At 59.5% G+C, this 17,440-nt stretch carries 17 protein-coding genes; 10 read left to right on the forward strand and 7 right to left on the reverse strand.

What is annotated here, in order from left to right; genetic code table 11:
• Nucleotides 1-48 precede the first annotated feature (48 nt).
• Nucleotides 49-1,851 carry an NAD(P)/FAD-dependent oxidoreductase gene (locus tag AB6809_RS13485; RefSeq protein WP_307258977.1) on the forward strand — a complete coding sequence of 601 codons (1,803 nt, stop codon included), beginning with the start codon at nt 49-51 and terminating at the stop codon, nt 1,849-1,851.
• 56 nt (nt 1,852-1,907) lie between these two features.
• Here AB6809_RS13485 and AB6809_RS13490 read toward each other — a convergent pair whose 3' ends face one another.
• Nucleotides 1,908-2,759, reverse strand: a complete 852-nt coding sequence (locus AB6809_RS13490; protein ID WP_029966121.1) for a LysR substrate-binding domain-containing protein — start codon at nt 2,757-2,759, stop codon at nt 1,908-1,910.
• Nucleotides 2,760-2,881: 122 nt separating this feature from the next.
• Here AB6809_RS13490 and AB6809_RS13495 point away from each other — a divergent pair, with 122 nt between their 5' ends.
• On the forward strand, nt 2,882-3,613 hold the full coding sequence (locus tag AB6809_RS13495; protein WP_029966124.1) for a haloacid dehalogenase type II: 732 nt from the start codon (nt 2,882-2,884) through the stop codon (nt 3,611-3,613).
• An 18-nt stretch (nt 3,614-3,631) separates the two neighbouring features.
• A complete protein-coding gene (locus AB6809_RS13500) occupies nt 3,632-4,420 on the forward strand; it encodes an aldolase (protein ID WP_029966125.1) in 789 nt (262 codons plus the stop codon).
• Between the two features lie 2 nt (nt 4,421-4,422).
• Here the strand turns inward: AB6809_RS13500 and AB6809_RS13505 are convergent, their stop codons facing one another.
• Nucleotides 4,423-5,196 (reverse strand): TetR/AcrR family transcriptional regulator, encoded by a 774-nt coding sequence (locus tag AB6809_RS13505; protein WP_029966127.1) that lies wholly within the window; start codon nt 5,194-5,196, stop codon nt 4,423-4,425.
• 86 nt (nt 5,197-5,282) lie between these two features.
• On the opposite strand from AB6809_RS13505, the gene AB6809_RS13510 reads away from it, so the two are divergent.
• The 4 genes from AB6809_RS13510 to AB6809_RS13525 are packed head-to-tail and all read left to right on the forward strand — an operon-like array spanning nt 5,283 to nt 9,776.
• Nucleotides 5,283-6,251: an HlyD family secretion protein gene (locus tag AB6809_RS13510; protein WP_029966129.1), complete on the forward strand. Its 969-nt coding sequence runs from the start codon at nt 5,283-5,285 to the stop codon at nt 6,249-6,251.
• Complete coding sequence (locus AB6809_RS13515; protein WP_029966131.1) at nt 6,248-7,192, forward strand: ABC transporter ATP-binding protein; 945 nt, start codon at nt 6,248-6,250, stop codon at nt 7,190-7,192. Before AB6809_RS13510 ends, AB6809_RS13515 begins: the two co-directional genes overlap by 4 nt.
• A 23-nt stretch (nt 7,193-7,215) precedes the next feature.
• Complete coding sequence (locus AB6809_RS13520; RefSeq protein WP_044021901.1) at nt 7,216-8,331, forward strand: ABC transporter permease; 1,116 nt, start codon at nt 7,216-7,218, stop codon at nt 8,329-8,331.
• A gap of 11 nt (nt 8,332-8,342) precedes the next feature.
• Nucleotides 8,343-9,776: an efflux transporter outer membrane subunit gene (locus AB6809_RS13525; RefSeq protein WP_029966133.1), complete on the forward strand. Its 1,434-nt coding sequence runs from the start codon at nt 8,343-8,345 to the stop codon at nt 9,774-9,776.
• A 22-nt stretch (nt 9,777-9,798) separates the two neighbouring features.
• Here AB6809_RS13525 and AB6809_RS13530 read toward each other — a convergent pair whose 3' ends face one another.
• Nucleotides 9,799-10,185, reverse strand: coding sequence for an ester cyclase (locus AB6809_RS13530; protein ID WP_006052047.1), 387 nt, complete (start codon nt 10,183-10,185; stop codon nt 9,799-9,801).
• Between the two features lie 117 nt (nt 10,186-10,302).
• On the opposite strand from AB6809_RS13530, the gene AB6809_RS13535 reads away from it, so the two are divergent.
• Together AB6809_RS13535 and AB6809_RS13540 are read left to right on the forward strand one after the other, a co-directional pair.
• On the forward strand, nt 10,303-10,494 hold the full coding sequence (locus tag AB6809_RS13535) for a hypothetical protein (RefSeq protein WP_029966135.1): 192 nt from the start codon (nt 10,303-10,305) through the stop codon (nt 10,492-10,494).
• Between the two features lie 137 nt (nt 10,495-10,631).
• Nucleotides 10,632-11,141, forward strand: coding sequence for a phasin family protein (locus AB6809_RS13540; RefSeq protein ID WP_371026825.1), 510 nt, complete (start codon nt 10,632-10,634; stop codon nt 11,139-11,141).
• Nucleotides 11,142-11,146: 5 nt separating this feature from the next.
• Here AB6809_RS13540 and AB6809_RS13545 read toward each other — a convergent pair whose 3' ends face one another.
• The 4 genes from AB6809_RS13545 to AB6809_RS13560 all read right to left on the reverse strand — a co-directional run bounded on the left by AB6809_RS13545 (nt 11,147) and on the right by AB6809_RS13560 (nt 15,562).
• Nucleotides 11,147-11,497 (reverse strand): hypothetical protein, encoded by a 351-nt coding sequence (locus AB6809_RS13545; RefSeq protein ID WP_029966137.1) that lies wholly within the window; start codon nt 11,495-11,497, stop codon nt 11,147-11,149.
• Complete coding sequence (locus AB6809_RS13550) at nt 11,494-12,519, reverse strand: sugar-transfer associated ATP-grasp domain-containing protein (RefSeq protein ID WP_035569535.1); 1,026 nt, start codon at nt 12,517-12,519, stop codon at nt 11,494-11,496. Before AB6809_RS13550 ends, AB6809_RS13545 begins: the two co-directional genes overlap by 4 nt.
• Before the next feature lie 112 nt (nt 12,520-12,631).
• Nucleotides 12,632-14,008, reverse strand: coding sequence for an undecaprenyl-phosphate glucose phosphotransferase (locus AB6809_RS13555; RefSeq protein WP_371026826.1), 1,377 nt, complete (start codon nt 14,006-14,008; stop codon nt 12,632-12,634).
• A gap of 39 nt (nt 14,009-14,047) precedes the next feature.
• Nucleotides 14,048-15,562: a mannose-1-phosphate guanylyltransferase/mannose-6-phosphate isomerase gene (locus tag AB6809_RS13560; RefSeq protein WP_029966141.1), complete on the reverse strand. Its 1,515-nt coding sequence runs from the start codon at nt 15,560-15,562 to the stop codon at nt 14,048-14,050.
• Nucleotides 15,563-16,147: 585 nt separating this feature from the next.
• Here AB6809_RS13560 and AB6809_RS13565 point away from each other — a divergent pair.
• A complete protein-coding gene (locus AB6809_RS13565) occupies nt 16,148-17,395 on the forward strand; it encodes an O-antigen ligase (RefSeq protein WP_006052040.1) in 1,248 nt (415 codons plus the stop codon).
• The last annotated feature ends 45 nt before the right edge of the window (nt 17,396-17,440 follow it).

Below are 17,440 nucleotides of genomic sequence, written 5' to 3' on the forward strand. Positions count from 1 at the left end.
CGCGTTCTCTCTGAAGTTCGACTATCCGTTTCATATGGAGGAGCAACCATGTCCGAAAACACTGCAAATCAGGCTATATCCGCTGTTCTGGAAAGCCTCGAAGCCGCGCTCAAACGCGGCGACACACAAGCCGCCGTCGACCTGTTTCAGCCCGACTGCTACTGGCGCGATCTCGTCGCATTCACCTGGAACATCAAGACGCTCGAAGGCCGCGAGCAGATCGCGGAGATGCTGAATACACAGTTGGCTGCAATCAAACCGTCCAGGCTGCGGCTTGCGGATAACGAGTCCGCAACGGAAGCGGACGGCGTCGCGCAAGGCTGGATCGCGTTCGAAACCGGCGTCGCGCGCGGCACCGGCTTCATTCGACTCAAGCAAGGCCGCATCTGGACGCTGCTCACCACGATGGCCGAATTGAAGGGCCATGAAGAGCCCAAAGGGCCGCTTCGGCCGATGGGCGCCGAGCACGGCGCACGCCGCGATCGCACGAGCTGGAAAGAGCGGCGCGAGGCCGAGCTCGACGCGCTCGGCACGGCGGAGCAACCGTATTGCCTGATTGTCGGCGGCGGGCAAGGCGGCATCGGACTCGGTGCGCGGCTGCGGCAACTCGGCGTGCCGACCATCATCGTCGACAAGAACGAAAGGCCTGGCGATGCATGGCGCAAGCGCTATAAAACGCTGTGTCTGCATGACCCGGTCTGGTACGACCATATGCCCTACTTGCCCTTCCCCGACAACTGGCCCGTGTTCACGCCGAAGGACAAGATCGGCGACTGGCTCGAGATGTACACGAAGGTCATGGAGCTGAACTACTGGGGATCGACCGTCTGCAAATCGGCGCGCTACGATGAAGCGAAAGGCGAATGGATCGTCGAAGTCGAGCGCGGCGGAGAGCCCATCACATTGCGTCCGAAGCAACTCGTGCTCGCGACCGGCATGTCCGGCAAGCCGAACATTCCGAGCTTCAAGGGCATGGATGTATTCAAGGGCGAGCAGCATCATTCGTCGCAGCATCCGGGGCCGGACGCGTATCACGGCAAGAAGGTCGTCGTGATCGGCGCGAACAATTCGGCTCACGACATCTGCGCGGCGCTGTGGGAAGCAGGCGTCGACGTGACGATGGTGCAGCGCTCGTCCACGCATATCGTCAAGTCCGATTCGCTAATGGAGTTGGCGCTCGGCGATCTCTATTCGGAACGCGCGGTGGCCTCCGGCATGACGACCGCGAAAGCGGATCTGACCTTCGCATCCATCCCGTATGCGATGCTTCACGAGTTCCAGATTCCGGTTTTCAACGCGATTCGCGAGCGCGATGCGGAGTTCTATGCGCGCCTGGAAAAGAGCGGCTTCATGCTCGATTTCGGCGACGACGACTCCGGCCTTTTCATGAAGTACCTGCGGCGAGGTTCCGGCTATTACATCGATGTCGGCGCATCGCAACTCGTCGCCGACGGCAAGATCAAGCTGAAAAGCGGCGTCGATGTAGTCGAACTGAAAGAGCACTCGGTGCTGCTCAGCGACGGCAGCGAACTCGAAGCGGATCTCGTCGTGTACGCAACGGGCTATGGCTCGATGAACGGTTGGGCCGCCGATCTCATCTCACGCGAAGTGGCCGACAAAGTCGGCAAAGTGTGGGGCCTCGGCTCGAATACGACAAAAGATCCAGGGCCGTGGGAAGGCGAACAGCGCAACATGTGGAAGCCCACTCAGCAAGAAGCACTCTGGTTTCATGGCGGCAATCTGCATCAGTCGCGGCATTACTCGCAGTATCTGTCACTGCAACTCAAGGCTCGCATGGAAGGCATTCCGACACCCGTGTTCGGATTGCAGGAAGTGCATCACCTTTCGTAGATGTGAGAGCATGGCGGCCGGCTTTTGCTTCGAGCCGGCCGCTCTATGCACTTTCTCTATGCACTCATTTCCGTGAGAAGAAAGTCGACCAGCGCGCGTTGATGCGCATTGAGCACGCCGCCGGAGCTGACGAGCGCAAGCTCTGTCGGCGGTAAAGGCGGTAAGCCGTTGCATAAGCGATGCTCCGGCAGTACTGCGGTAGTGGGCAGAACCGAAATGCCCAATCCCGACGACACCGCGGCCTGAATGCCAGTGAGACTATGGCTTCCGAATGCAATGCGCCAGCGCCGATGCGCCTTGTCGAGACCGCGAATCGCGCGCTGCCGGTACACGCAGCCTTGCGGAAATAGCGCGAGAGGAATGGGTTCGTCGGAAGAAGGTTCCAGCGCTTGTGCATTTGCGCCCTGCACCCACACGAGCGACTCCGGCCACGACGCGAGACACTCGCCGCTTGCCGGCTCGCGCTTGATCAGCGCGATTTCTATTTCGCCATTCGTGAGCCTGCGCTGCAAATCGGCACTCATGCCGGCCACTGTTTCGAGCCTGACGCCTGGCCTCGTTTTGACAAAGCCCGACAGCATGGCCGACATGCGCCGCGCGTCGAAATCTTCTGGAACGCCTATGCGAAGCGGCGTGACCGCAACGTCGCTCGTCAACGCATCTTGTGCTTCCTGCGCCAGCGCGAGCAGCCGTCGCGCATATTGCGCGAGCAGTTCGCCATGCTCGGTTGGCGTCACCTGATTGCCGGTGCGGTCACGCATCAGCAGCGTGCGGCCGACCAGTTCTTCGAGCCGCCGAACCTGTTGGCTCACCGTGGATTGCGTGCGATGCACGCGCTCGCCGGCACGCGTGAAGCTGCCTTCATCGACAACGCAGATGAGCGTATTCAACAGGTCGAGATCAAGCATGATGGACTCGCTTCGTTATTTGCGATGCAACTGACGTCGAGAGGTTAATTTAATTTTCCAATAAGTGTCAATGCGCCTAAGCTGACGTCATTCATAAGCCTATTCAATTGGGAACACATTTCATGTCTCTGCAAAACACCCCACGCCCGCGCTGGCTGACGTTCGACTGCTACGGCACACTGATCCAGTGGGACGAAGGCTTGCAAGCCGCGGTACGCGAGATTCTTCAGAGCAAGCGCGGTCATGACGTGGAGCCCGCGAAGCTGCTCGCCGTCTACGACCGGCACGAACACGCACTCGAGCAGACTCCGCCTTATCGCACGTTTCGCACGTTTCGCGAGGTGGCGGGCACGGCGCTGCGTATTGCGCTCGCCGAATTCGGCTTGCCCGGCGACGAAAGCGACGAAAGCGACGAGCGCGACATACGTACTTTGACGGACCGCATTTCCGCGATGCCGCCGTTTCCGGAAGTGGTCGACACATTGCGGCAACTCAAGCGGGATGGTTATAGCCTGTGCATCGTGTCGAATACCGACGACGACATCATTGCCGGCAACGTCGCGCAACTGGGCGGCTTTATCGACCGTGTGATCACTGCACAGCAAGCGGGCGCGTACAAACCGAACCGGCGGCTATTCGATTACGCGCATGAACAACTCGGCGTGACGCGCGATGAAGTCGTGCATATTTGCGCGAGTCCGCATCTCGATCACGCGGCCGCGCGCGACATCGGCTTTCGTTGCGTATGGATCGACCGTGCGACTGGCCGCACGCTACTGCCCGATTACACGCCCGATGCAACACTGTCCACGCTCGACCAGGTGCCGGTGCTTTTTTCATCGCTCGGCTGGTGACTTTGAGGAACGACCAACATGGCGCATACGCTTTCATCCATTGGTTCGGCGAAATCGTCGACGACATTACGACTCGATTCCGACGCTGTCATGGAGGCCCGTATCGAACTAGCGGCATGCTTTCAACTAGCGGCGCAATACGGTTTTGAAGAGGGAATCTGCAACCATTTCTCGGCGGTCGTGCCCGGACACGACCATCTGTTCTTCGTCAATCCGTATGGCTATGCGTTCTCGGAGATCACCGCATCGCGGCTTCTAATCTGCGATTTCGACGGGCACGTCGTGTCGGGCGAAGGCAAACCTGAAGCAACGGCGTTTTATATCCACGCACGATTGCATCGGTTAAAGCCGCGCGTGAAGGCCGCTTTTCATACGCATATGCCGAACGCCACGGCGTTATGTTTGCTCGACGGTCCGCCGCTGTTGTGGCTCGGGCAAACGGCACTGAAGTTCTACGGCCGCACCGCCGTCGATGAGAACTACAACGGCCTCGCGCTCGACGACTCGGAAGGCGACCGCATTGCCGCGACCATCGGCGACGCCGATATCCTGTTCCTCAAGAATCACGGCGTGATGGTGGCGGGCGAGAGTATTGCCGAAGCGTGGGATGATCTCTATTACCTGGAGCGTGCGGCTGAAGTCCAGTTAAAGGCAATGAGCAGTAATCGTCCGCTGAAACCCATACCGCACGAAGTGGCGCAGCGTACTTATGAACAGATGCGCGCCGGCGACAAGGAAAGCGCGCACGCGCATTTGCAAAGCGCAATGCGCGAATTGCGCAGGCGCGGCATCGCATTCGATCAATAGAACTATTTGCGCGTTCGATGCGCGGCGGCGACTGCATCGAGTCCCGCCATCACGAAGCAAATAAAGTCCTCCACCAGCGCATTTTTGTCTTTTGCAACGGCGGGCAGCAACGCTGCCTGCATTTGCCTGGGCGCGATCATCAGCGCGATGCAGGGCAGCACCGCGAACATCAGCGCGCGCTGCACGGCCGGCTCTTGCGGATTCAATTGCAATACCTCGCCGATCAATCCGAGTAGAACCGTTGCCTTTGGCCGCACCGCCTTTTCAATCAGCGCAGGAATAGCGGGCGACGGAGACAGTACTTCGCGCAGCATCAGCATGAATCCCCACGGCGCGCCGCTGCTGGTCGACAGACCCACGAATCGCGAGATTACCGCGCGCAACTTGTCCCGCGCATCGCCCGGCCCTTCTGTCAGCGCGGACAATTCATCGAGACTCACGACCTGGCGATGCGCTTCGACGAGCGCCGCTTCGTATAGCGCTTCCCGACTGCCGAAGTGATAGTTCACGGACGCCATCGGCGTGCCCGCGCGCTCGCATATTTCCTTGCTGGTGGCATCGGCGAAACCGCGCGCGGCGAATACCTGCCCCGCAATATCGAGCAGATGCTGGCGTGTCGCCGCACCGTCGGGACGGCTCGCGCGATTGACCGGCCGAGGCAGCTTTCCCTGTTCCGTGCGGGATTTGCGCGCCGCCGTCGTGGGTGTTTTCGTTGCGCCTGCCTGCTTGGTCCGCTCTTTCTGCTTTGCAGGAGTCGTCGCTCGTTTCGTCGGCATGGGAAAGTGCAGGCTCCGGAAATAGTTTGAATTCGAATTCAAATTCGCATATATTCATTGTACTTCATCCGTGCGGACGACACTCCATGAGGAACTTCATTACCCGGCTCTGGCGCCCCGCATTGGCACTCTTTATCGGCGTACTGCTTGCAGGATGCGAGCATCGCGACGAGAACGCCTACCACGGCTATGCAGAGGGCGAATATGTGTACCTGGGCTCATCGCAGGCCGGCACGCTCACGCGGTTGCAGGTCGCGCGCGGTCAAACCGTAAAAGCGGGCGCGTCTCTTTTCGCGCTTGATTCAGTGGACGAAACGGCCGCGCTGCGGCAGGCGCAGCAGCAACTCGCGGCGGCCCGCTCGCAACTCGCCGACATTCAAACCGGCAAGCGCGTACCCGAAGTCAACGTCAATCGCGCGCAACTCGCCGAGGCTGCGGCGAACGCGCGCAAGGCGGCGCTGCAACTCACACGCGACGAAGCGCAGTACAGCGCAGGCGGCATTGCAAAAGCGCAGCTCGACGATTCGCGCGCGAATGCAGAGGCGACGTCGGCGCAAGTGCGGCAGCTTACGAATCAGGTGGAAGTAGCGCGTTTGCCGGGCCGCTCGCAACAAATCGCTGCGCAGCAGGCTCAGGTCGCGGCGGCCGAAGCGGTCGTCGCACAGGCGCAGTGGAAGCTCGATCAGAAGCGCGCGAACGCGCCCGCCGACGGGCTCGTCTACGACACGCTCTATCGCCTCGGCGAGTGGGTGCCGGCCGGCAGTCCCGTTGTGCAATTGCTGCCGCCGCAGAACATCAAGGTGCGTTTTTTTGTGCCGGAAACGCGGGTCGGCGCACTGGCGCCGGGCCGCGAAGTGTCGATCCATTGCGACGGATGCGCAGCGGATTTGACTGCGAAGATTACCTACGTCGCGAATAAAGCCGAGTACACGCCGCCGGTTATCTATAGCAACGAGAGCCGCGCGAAGCTCGTTTTCATGATCGAAGCACACACGTCGGTTGCAGATGCAACGAAGCTTCATCCGGGTCAGCCGGTGACGGTGGCGCTCAAATGAGTACACCCGCGCCAGAGTATGTGATCGACGTGCACGGCCTGAACAAGCATTTCGGCGACAAGCACGTGGTCAACGACGTTTCGTTGCAGGTCGCGCGCGGCGAGATCTTCGGCTTTCTCGGCCCTAACGGCAGCGGCAAGACGACGTCGATCCGTTTGATGTGCGGACTGCTGACGCCGGACTCGGGCACCGGCACATGCCTCGGCTACGACATCCGCAGCGAGAGTGCGCAGATCAAGCGCAATGTCGGCTATATGACGCAGCGCTTCTCGTATTGGGAAGATCTGACCATTCGCGAGAACCTCGACTTCATCGCGCGTATCTACCAGATGCGCAACCGTCGCGAGGCCGTCGACAAATCGCTCGAATCGCTCGGACTGCAAAGCCGCGCGAATCAGCTCACAGGGTCGCTATCCGGAGGCTGGAAGCAACGCCTCGCGCTCGCAGCATGCATGCTGCACGAACCCAGGTTGCTGCTGCTCGACGAACCGACTGCCGGCGTCGACCCAACTGCGCGCCGCGACTTCTGGGAAGAACTGCACCGGCTCGCGGCGCGCGGCATTTCCGTCCTCGTCAGCACGCATTACATGGACGAAGCCGAACGCTGTCACAAACTCGCCTATATCGCGTATGGAAAGCTGCTCGCGCAAGGCACGTCGCGAGAGGTGATCGAGTCGCAGAACCTCGCTACATGGTCGATTCAAGGCGAGCATCTGAGCGAATTGTCCGAGAAGCTGCGCGCGATGCCCGGCGTCGATCAAACCGTCGTATTCGGCGCCGCGCTGCATGCCAGCGGGCGCGATCACGCGGCATTGGAACACGCGCTCAAACAGGCCACCGCGGACACGCGTTTGCGCATGGAGCCGATCGAAACCGGACTCGAAGACGTGTTCATCTATCTGATGAGTCATTCGCGGGATAACTTCGGAGCGCGATCGTGAGCACAGGTACTGGCTTTTCGTTGATGCGCTGGTGGAGCGTGGTGCTGAAGGAGTTTCTTCAATTGCGGCGCGACCGCGTCACGTTCGCGATGATCGTCGGCATACCGATCGTTCAGCTCGCGTTGTTCGGTTTCGCGATCAACACCGACCCGAAGCATCTGCCGACTGCCGTTATCGTTCACGACCAGAGCGAGTTCTCGCGCAGCTTCATTGCGGCGATGAGGAACTCAGCGTATTTCGACATCGTCGAAACGCTGCCCGACGAAGAAGCCGGACGCCGTGCGCTCGCCCAGGGCCGCGTACAGTTCGTGCTGAACATACCGGTCGATTTCTCGCGGAAGCTGCTGCGCGGCGAGCACCCTTCACTGCTTGTCGAGGCTGACGCCACCGACCCGACCGCGACTCACACCGCCGTTGCCGCACTGCCGAATCTCGTACAGCCCGTCGCCGACAAGGACATCACCGGACCGCTCGCGCATCTTAACGGCACGCCAGGCGCTTTCGGCGTGCAAGTCCACAACCTGTACAACCCCGAAGGAATTACGCAGTACAACGTCGTTCCCGGGCTCATGGGCGTCATTCTCACCATGACGCTCGTGATGATGACAGGCCTCGCCGTCACGCGCGAACGCGAACGCGGCACGATGGAAAATCTGCTCGCGACGCCAGTTCTTCCCGTCGAAGTGATGACCGGCAAGATCATTCCTTATGTGGCTATTGGCCTGATTCAGGCGTCGATCATATTGATTGCCACACGCTTCGTATTTCATGTGCCGTTTGTCGGCAGTCCCATCGCAATCTATCTGGCCGCGCTGCTGTTCATTGCCGCGAACCTGACTGTGGGCATTACGCTGTCCTCGCTTGCACAGAACCAGTTGCAGGCGATGCAACTGACCATGTTCTATTTTCTGCCGAACATTCTTCTGTCCGGCTTCATGTTCCCATTCGCGGGCATGCCGAAATGGGCACAGTTCATCGGCAACTTCTTGCCGTTGACGTATTTCAACCGGCTCATTCGCGGAATCATGCTCAAGGGCGACGGATGGGCGGACCTGTGGCCCTCGGTGTGGCCCATGGCTCTTTTCACCGCTGTCGTGATGGCGATTGCGCTGCGTTTTTATCGGCGCACACTCGACTAGGAAGAACGTTCATGAAAACACTTCTTGTTGTGTGCGCATTTGGTTTGACCGGCTGCGCGGTGGGGCCGGACTTTCACGCACCGGCCGCGCCCGACACTCAAAACTACACGCAACGCGCATTACCTGAGCAGACGGCCTCGTCCGAAGGGCCAGCGGGAGCCGCACAGACGTTCAACGCGGCGCCTGGTCCCATACCCATGTGGTGGCGTCAATTCCAGTCCGACGCGCTAAACCGTCTCGTGGATGAAGCACTGCGCCAGAATCCAACACTCGGTCAAGCGCGCGCAAGACTGATCGAGGCGCGCGAAAACTACACCGCGCTCGCGGGCGCAACGCAATTCCCGAGCATAGACGCAACGCTTTCCGGCTCAAGGCAGAAAGTCGATCCTGCTGCGTTCGGCATTCCGCACGTCGAGAGTCCCGGACCGTTCTCGCTGTTCAGTGCATCGGTCAGCGTCTCTTACGTGTTTGATATTTTCGGCGGCAATCGGCGCGCGCTCGAGGCAAGCATGGCGCAAGTCGATTACGAGTCGTATGAACTCGATGCAGCGCGTTTGAGTCTCGCCGGCAATATCGTGGCTACCGCCGTGCGGCGCGCGTCGTTACAGCAGCAGATCGCGCTGACGCAACGTCTGGCCGACGCACAGGCGCATCAACTGTCGATCGTCGACGCGCGCTTCGCCGCCGGCGGCGTATCGCAACTGGATGTGCACCGCCAGCGTACCCTGCTTGCACAGACACGCGCATCGTTGCCGCCGCTTGAAAGCCAGCTTGCGGCCTCGGATCATCAACTCGCCATTTTGCTGGGCAGAGTACCGTCGCAAGCGGATTTCCACGAACTCACTTTCGATGCGCTGCATTTGCCGCTGGATATTCCACTCGCTTTGCCGTCGACACTCGCCCGCGCGCGGCCCGATATAAAAGCGGCCGAGGCATTACTGCACGAGGCAAGCGCGAATGTGGGCGTCGCAACCGCCAACCTGTACCCGCAATTTTCATTGTCCGCGGGAATCGGCTCGGAGCGCACGCGGATCGGCGATATTGTGAATGGGCTGAACGTCTGGAATATCGGCCTGAACCTGACGCAACCCATCTTTCGCGGTGGAGAATTGCATGCGAAGAAACGCGCCGCAGAAGCCGCTTATGACGCCGCATTCGAGAACTATCGCCAAACGGTTCTCCAGGCATTGCAGCAGGTCGCCGATTCGCTGACCGCCATGCAGAACGACGCCCGCGAGTTGCAGGCGCGCACCGAAGCCGCGCAGCAAGCGCAAGCCAGTCTGGACGTCGCCACTCGGCAATATGCGGCGGGTGGAATCAGTCAGCTCGCTCTTCTCGACGCGGAACGTGATTCGCTGCAAACGGCGATAGATCGAACCCAGGCTCAAGCAAACCGCTTTTCCGACACGGCTGCGTTGTTCCAGGCGCTCGGCAGCAATCTATGACGGCTCGCGCGGCGTGTGCGAACTACAGTTGGGCTTCAATAGCCGCCTTATCGATAATCGACCAGACCCGGCCAATTTTTTCTCCGCGGAATTCGTAGAAGACATTTTCGGTGAAGGTCACTTTTCTTCCATTGACTTCGAGACCGAGAAATGTTCCTTGCGGTGTGCAATTAAAGCGCAGCCGCGCCCCGACATAAGCCGGGTCGGCAACCAGCAGATCGATGTCGAAATGAAGGTCGGGAATCTCGCGAAAGTCTCTCTCGAGCATTGCGCGATAGCCTGCCGAGCCGATCTGCTTGTCGTTGTAATAGACATCGTCATGAACGAATTGCGGCAAGTTCTTCCAGTCCTGCCGGTTCAGACAGGCGATATAGCTTCGGTAGATGTCCGAGAGATCGGGTTCGGTCATGACAATCTTCCATTTTGGCTGTCGGGCAACGAGACGTGCTGCGCGCGAGGCATATGCATTGCTCATTCTATGCAATGCGGCGCGCCCCTGCGCCGCCCAACGGATTTATTCGCGACCATGAAACATACACTCTTGTTGATTGCAGCCAGCGCGACTGCGCTGAGCGTGGCGCTTACCGGTTGCAACCGCTCCGGTCCATCGTCGGATCAGGCGGGCGCGGCCGCCGTCAGCGGCGCCGCGCAGAGTGGGCCTGCCGTCTCCGCGCCCGCCACGGCAGCAAGCGACGCGCCTGCGGGCGCAAGCCAATAGCGGCTTTTCGCGCTGTCCGCGTTGTGTGAGGTGAAGCTCGCGGCGTATGCAGTCTGCGTCGTGGGGAGGAATAGGCGTTGCTTAAACACTGCCTGTTGTCAGGCATTTCCCCCACTCGCATTGATACGGAGCACCTCATGAATGCAATTATCCCGAACCAGCCCGATGTCGGTCAGCAAAGCCATGCAATTGCCGCCTACGAGCTTGCAGCGAAAGCCGTTGCGGGCTTTGAAAAAGTTGTCGAGTTGAATGTGCAGACCGTCAAGACTTCTTTGTCCGAGCAACAGGCACTGGTCGATGCCGCGCTCTCATCCGTCTCTCTCAACCAGATGATCGATCTGCAGTTTCAGCAGGTTCCGGCAGCAATAAAAAAGACGTGCGCCTATTGGGGGCACGTCGAGGACATTGCAGTGGACACGCATAATGATCTTGTGGATGCTCTACAAGACAGCGTGCAAAGTTATCTGTCCACGTTCTTCTCGTTGCTCGGTAGTGCGGCCTCGATTGGCATGGTCTCAACGGGCCGCACGAACGTCACGAGCCCCCTCGTGATAGAGCAGCCGCCGGCCCCTCAGAACGACCCCGTCGTGATCGTGGACAGTTCGGGCAACGTCGTATCGTCGAGCCCCCGAATGGATCTGCACTAACCGAGTCAGGCACCGCGCGCCGTTTCGATCAGTTCTTTCACACGGCGCGCGATACTCGTCAAAATGTTCTGCGACGAAGCCGGTTGTTGCTTGCGATGCGGCATGCGCTGCAAATCTTCCCAGTCGCTTTCCACAGCACGCGCGTGACTTTCCGGCGTGAAGGGCCACTCCATCGCGACTGCACGCACCGGCGAGTCGCGCCGCCCTTCTCCCGAGCGCTCGACATACGCATTGATAGCCAATGCCTCCTGCTCCGCCGCCTCTTTTGAAGCTGCTGCGATAAAGTCGTCAGGTCCTTCAATATGGACGCACCACAATTGTTCGCTCACGCGACGTTCCTCGCCGGGTACAGTCATAAGGGACTGGCGTTCAGCAGTTCCCATTTCAGGTCGGAAAAGCATGGGCCCTGCGTCGCCTCACTGAATTTGACGTCGTTGTGTTCGCCATTCCACTCCATCACCTGGACTTTGCCGTCGCTGTCGACTGTGACATCCCAGCCTATGCAGCGCGCAAAAGGCACCTTGCTATGGAGTTGCAGCACCGTATCGACACAATCGTTGAATGCGGGCATCTTCAGGCCGGCAAATCTGACTTTCGAATCGGGGTGTTCTTCCGTCGCGCCCCAATCGGTCAGGAAACCCTCGCGCGCAAGTTCTCCTGTGACGAGATCCACCGGCACGCAGATTTCGTCGTCGATCCTGATGTGGGTATGACGCGCTCTGCCAAGGCGCAAGAAAGCCGCACGAAGAGAAGTGCGGCCGAGATCGTCGACAGCCGTCGTCAGGCGCAAGGTCGCAACCGAGTTTGGAGCAAACGTGCTGAGAAGCGGATGCTGAACGATGAACTTCTGAATGACGCCATTGCCAAGCGATTTGATCAGGCCGCAGTCAAACGATTCCCGGTCGAAGAAATGAATACCTTTGCCTTGCGCCGAGCCGTCGAGTTTGAAAACGATCTTGTCGCATTCGCGGAAGACGACGTGCTCGATCTCCTGCTCGCGCACCACCAGATTGCGGTCCGTGAAGAAGAGACCGTTCGCGAAGTAGGCCAGGTCCGGGAACGCGTCACAGCCGAAGATAACCCGCGACATCGGCTTCAGATTGGAGATTCGTCCATAGCCGCCTTTCATGCTGGGCACAACCACGCCGCCGTAGTAGTTGTCGGGAATCCAGCCTTCCTTGAAGGTCCCGCTAAACGCCGCGTAGACACGCAGCCACGGCGCATACTTTGCGTCGCCAAACACGTCCCGCGCATAGGTGTCGGCGAGCTTCAGGTTGGCCGGATCGGGAGGACCGTATTTCTTCTGCAATAGCCGAAGAACCTGTCTCGCCTGTGCGCGATGAACCTGGTGGAACGTGTATTGCCCCACCTTCTTGATTGAACGTCTGACTACTTTCTCTACGCCGTGTAGTTTCATTGTCCCCTCGTGATCAGGTTCTTGTTGACCCACTCCCATACCGCACAATCAACGACTCGACCCGACTCCGGGATCAGTAAGCGTTAGGATGATGCAGTCCCTTGAAGATCGTCGCGCAAATGATCTTGACGTCGAGTGCGAACGACCAGTTTCGAAGGTAGTACAAATCGTGTGCGACCCGGCCTTCCATCTTTTCGATGCGATCGGTCTCTCCGCGAAAGCCATTGATCTGCGCCCAGCCGGTAATGCCTGGCTTGATCCGGTAACGGTGAATATAGCCGGAGACGATGCCCTGATACAGGTCGTCGTGTTCGAGCGCGTGCGGCCTCGGACCGACCACCGACATATCGCCGCGCAGCACGTTGAAGAACTGCGGCAATTCATCGAGGCTCGTGCGCCGCAGGAAACGCCCGACCCGCGTAATGCGCGGGTCGCCGCGCGTGGCCTGTTCGAGCACCCCCTGTTTCTGTTCATGCAGACGCATGCTGCGGAACTTGTAGATCATGAAGATGCGTCCGTCCGCGCCCTTGCGGCACTGTTTGAAGAACACCGGCCCCGGCGAACTCAGCTTGACCGCTATCGCACACGCAAGAAGAATCGGCGACACGGCAATCAATGCGAGCAGTGCAAAAACGCGATCGAACAATTCCTTTTCCACCATTGCATTCGGCGGCAATGGCGAGGCGGCGAGATTGATCGTCGGAAAGCCGAGCAACTCGGTCACGCTTCCATCGAAGAGTGCTAATGCGCGCACATCCGGCATGAAACGCACGTTAATCAGATCGTTGCGAAACTCATCGACCAGCTCGAGAATCGCGCGTTCTTCCGATAAAGGCAGCGCGAGCCACACTTCATCCACCTGCTGTTCGCGCACATACTTCGCAAAAGCCGCGCGCTGTCCGAACGTCGGCACGGAACTCGTCGTCTTGTTGACCGGGCGCAGGTTGTAGACGGCGCTCGCGCGAAAACCCGCTGCCGGCTCCCGTTCCATTTTGCGCAGGATCTCGTCGCAATGTTCTCCGCATGCCGCAATAGCCACCTTTTGCAGATCCAGGCCAGCGTGGCGAACGCGCCCGAGCAGAACGTGCGTCATTATCCGGCCGGCGATCATTGCGCCGCCCGCTATTCCCGTCCAGTACGCGAACCATAGGCGCGACACGAAATCGATGCGATGCAACGAGAACATCAAAGCCAGCGCGCATGCCTGGACCAGCAGCCAGCCGAGTGCGACCTGGCCAACGAGTACACGTTTCGAGCGGCCGCGCCACGACTGATAGACGCCTAATGCAGGAAACACCGCGAGCGAAAACGCCGCCGCGAAAGCGACGAATGCCAGATAAAAGTTGCGTTGCGCGAAATCGTCGAAGCGGATATGAGAGGCAGCGAATGCGCCGCCGAGGATCATCGCCACATCGAACATTCTGGCCAGCAGACCGGTAATCAATCGCATAGCAGCCCCCTCGAATACGCTCTGGTTCGCCACGGCCGATTAACCCGCACGGCCATACTTGTCGTCGAACCGGACGATGTCGTCTTCGCCCAGATAGGCGCCGGACTGCACCTCGATGATCTGAAGCGGAACGCAACCCGGGTTCTCGAGACGATGCGTTACACCGAGTGGGATATACGTCGACTCGTTTTCGCCAAGCAGGAATTTTTCTTCTCCGCGTGTGACGAGCGCGGTGCCGCTCACCACAATCCAGTGCTCCGCGCGGTGATGATGCATCTGCAACGACAGGCGCGCGCCCGGCATTACCACGATGCGTTTAACCTGAAAGCGGTCGCCGTGATCGATCGAATCGTAAAAGCCCCACGGACGACGCACTTTGCGGTGCGCATCCGCTTCCGGCGAATTTTCGGCCTTGATGCGCGACACGAGTCCCTTGATGTCCTGCACATGCGAGCGGTCGGCCACCAGAACCGCGTCGTCCGTTTCGACGACGATCAGGTCGTTGGTGCCGACACATGCGACGAGCCGGCCGCCTTGCGAACGCGCATACGTTGCCGTCGCGCCTTCGAAAAGAACGCGTCCATTCGACGCGTTGCCGCACTCGTCCTTTTCCATTGCCTGCCACACGGCGTCCCATGAACCGAGGTCCGACCATCCCGCTTGCAGCGGCACGACGATCCCCGCGAACTGCGATTCGGGCTTGCCGAGATGTTCCATCACCGCGTAGTCGATCGAGTCCGACGGCGATTGCAGGAAGGCCTCGGCATCGGGAACGATGCAGCCGTCGTTGACCTTCGCGCCTTCGTAAGCGCGCACGCAGGCATCGTGAATTTGCGGCTGGAATTGCTTGATGACGGCAAGCCATACAGACGCACGCACGACGAACATGCCGCTATTCCACCAGTAATTGCCGGACTCGACATACTGCGCCGCAAGTTCGGGCGCCGGCTTTTCAACAAAGCGTTCAATGCGGCGCGCGCCGTCGTTCAACGCAGCACCTAGGCGGATATAGCCAAAGCCGGTATCCGCGCCAGTGGGCGGAACACCAAGCGTCGCGATTGCGCCCGCGTCGGCATGACGCGCAGCTATTTCGATTGCCTTATGAAGCGCATCGAGATCTGCAATAGCGTGGTCCGCGGGCATCGCGACGAGAATCACGTCGTTGCCGTCCGACGCTGCAGCCAGCGCAGCAAGCGTGAGTGCAGGAGCCGTATCACGGCGGCCAGGTTCGACGACGACCCGTGCCTTCACGCCGCTTTCGCGCGCCTGCTCGCAGGTTGCAAAGTAATGTTCGGCACCGCACACAATCACCGGTTCGGGAGCGACTGCCCACAGAGGACTGAAGTTATTCATGCGTCCCATCGTGGCCTGCAACAGCGTCTGGTCGCCGATCACGTCGATAAGCTGCTTCGGGAACTGCTCGCGTGATACGGGCCATAGACGCGTGCCTGAGCCGCCTGCGAGAATCACCTGTGCGAGCGTGGTGCATTCCTGCGACGCGGCGCTTTGCGTCTCGTTGTCGTTCTCGTGTGCGGTTGCAAAAACTTTATCCATTTTTATTGCTCCTGGACGGGCAAGCCAAAGCGCGATTAATCGCATAAGCGCCGACGAAATACGCTGCACGTCGCCACTGCTCCGGTCTCACGTGTGATCAATAACGGGGTGTGGGCATCAACGGGCTCGGCGAGCCGTTCTGTCCGCGCAAAGCTAGGGATGCGCACCGAAGTTCCCGCACTAGGCGGGCGTTAGCGGCACACATATCGGCGTGGCGCCAGAAAGCCGATGCCACTCAAGCATGACTCGATGTGATCCATCATAGTCACCTCACGCTGCACCACAGCAATGGTGGCGCGTTCAGTTGAGGTTTTGGCCAGCCTCGTCGCATTAGCCCGCGCATCGGCCACTGTGGCCTTTCTTATGGCCGCTGTGTGTGCGGTAGCGCGTGGAAATCAGTGCCTAGACGTGGTACCTTCGCGAGTACCTTCATGACAGATGGGCAGTTCGTTCATCGAGACGTAGGACCCCGATTCCGTTCAGGTGCACCGCCATCGTGGTGCACCGCACTTCCAACCAGGTTGTCTTCGCACGTAATGGCACTGTCATTGCAAGCTATGCGCCATTTGTTTTCCGGGAGTCGCAATGGCTTACATTTCGCTACTTGCGCTGTTTCTAACGGTTACGAATTTCGTGCCTCTCAGCGCGGTCGGCTTCGTGCCGATCTTCGTGTACGCGTGGCGCTTTTACGGTCGCCGCTATCCGGCGTTCATTACGCCGCTCACCGCGCTGACGGTCGTGATCGTCGTCTCCACGCTGCTCTACGATCCTCAGTCTTTCGCCGAATTCGATTTCTATCGGCGCGACGGTAACTTCTTCATTTCGTATGCTCCCATTTTTGCCGGTTGCCTGTACGCGCATCGTCTCGATCTGAACAAAGTACTTCGCGCATTTTTTATTTTCGCGGTCGGCATCAATATCCCGCCGTACGCGGTGTACATCGTCAGCACCGGACTCCTCGGCATCTTCACGAATCCGGACAAGAGCTTCGGCAGCTATTTCATCGCGCGCAATGCGGCGGGCGGATTCTTCGCCATGCTGTTCTGCCTCGGCGTGGGCTGCTACCTGCAAAAGCGCAGCAAGCTACTGCTCGGGCTACTCGCGATGAACGCGCTGATGCTGTTCTCCACGTATAGCCGCGGTTCGCTGCTCGGCGCGGCTGCGGTACTGCCGTACCTCTATTTCGGCCGCAAGCGCTGGCTGCTGGCTGCGTTAATGGGCGTGCTCATAGCAGGTTCGCTTGCAATGGCGTTCTATCACACGGACGCCACCGTCGACTACATGGGCTACCCGTTCAGTATCCACAACCAGGATGCGAAGGTCGCCAATCTGAATATCCGGTATGAGTGGCTGTGGCCGCGCGCGCTCGCCTATTTCGAGCAGAGTCCGATCGTGGGTATGGGCTTCGGTTCTTTCGACGATCACATCGGCAATGTGACTTCATACTTTCACCTGTTCGGTGCGCCGTCGAACGTCCTCGTCGAACATAGCGATTCGCACGCCCACAACTCGTACCTCAATTTCCTCGCGGAAACCGGTGTCGTCGGTCTTTTCCTGCTGCTGAGCTTCTTCTGGAGACTCGTTGATTGGAGCAAGCATGGAGCGGCTGCGGGCGCGCTCGTGGGAGGCGGTCAGAACTTCGCCGCCTTCCGGTTCGTCGAGATCTCTTCTATTTGCCTGCTGGTCATGGCGGCAACGGAACATCGCCTCGTGTCCCCTTCCAATGTCCTGATCCTCTCGCTCGTGATCTCGCTACTGCTGGCCTCGCAATCGGCCAATGCAATCTCGGCGGAATTCAATCGGCGGAACTCGCTGATTCGCTCGCGCGTCTGACAGTACCTGCGCCCACTCCGGTACAGCGGGAACACAAAGATCCCG

This window comes from Paraburkholderia sp. RCC_158, assembly GCF_041355255.1.
Lineage (GTDB): Bacteria > Pseudomonadota > Gammaproteobacteria > Burkholderiales > Burkholderiaceae > Paraburkholderia > Paraburkholderia graminis.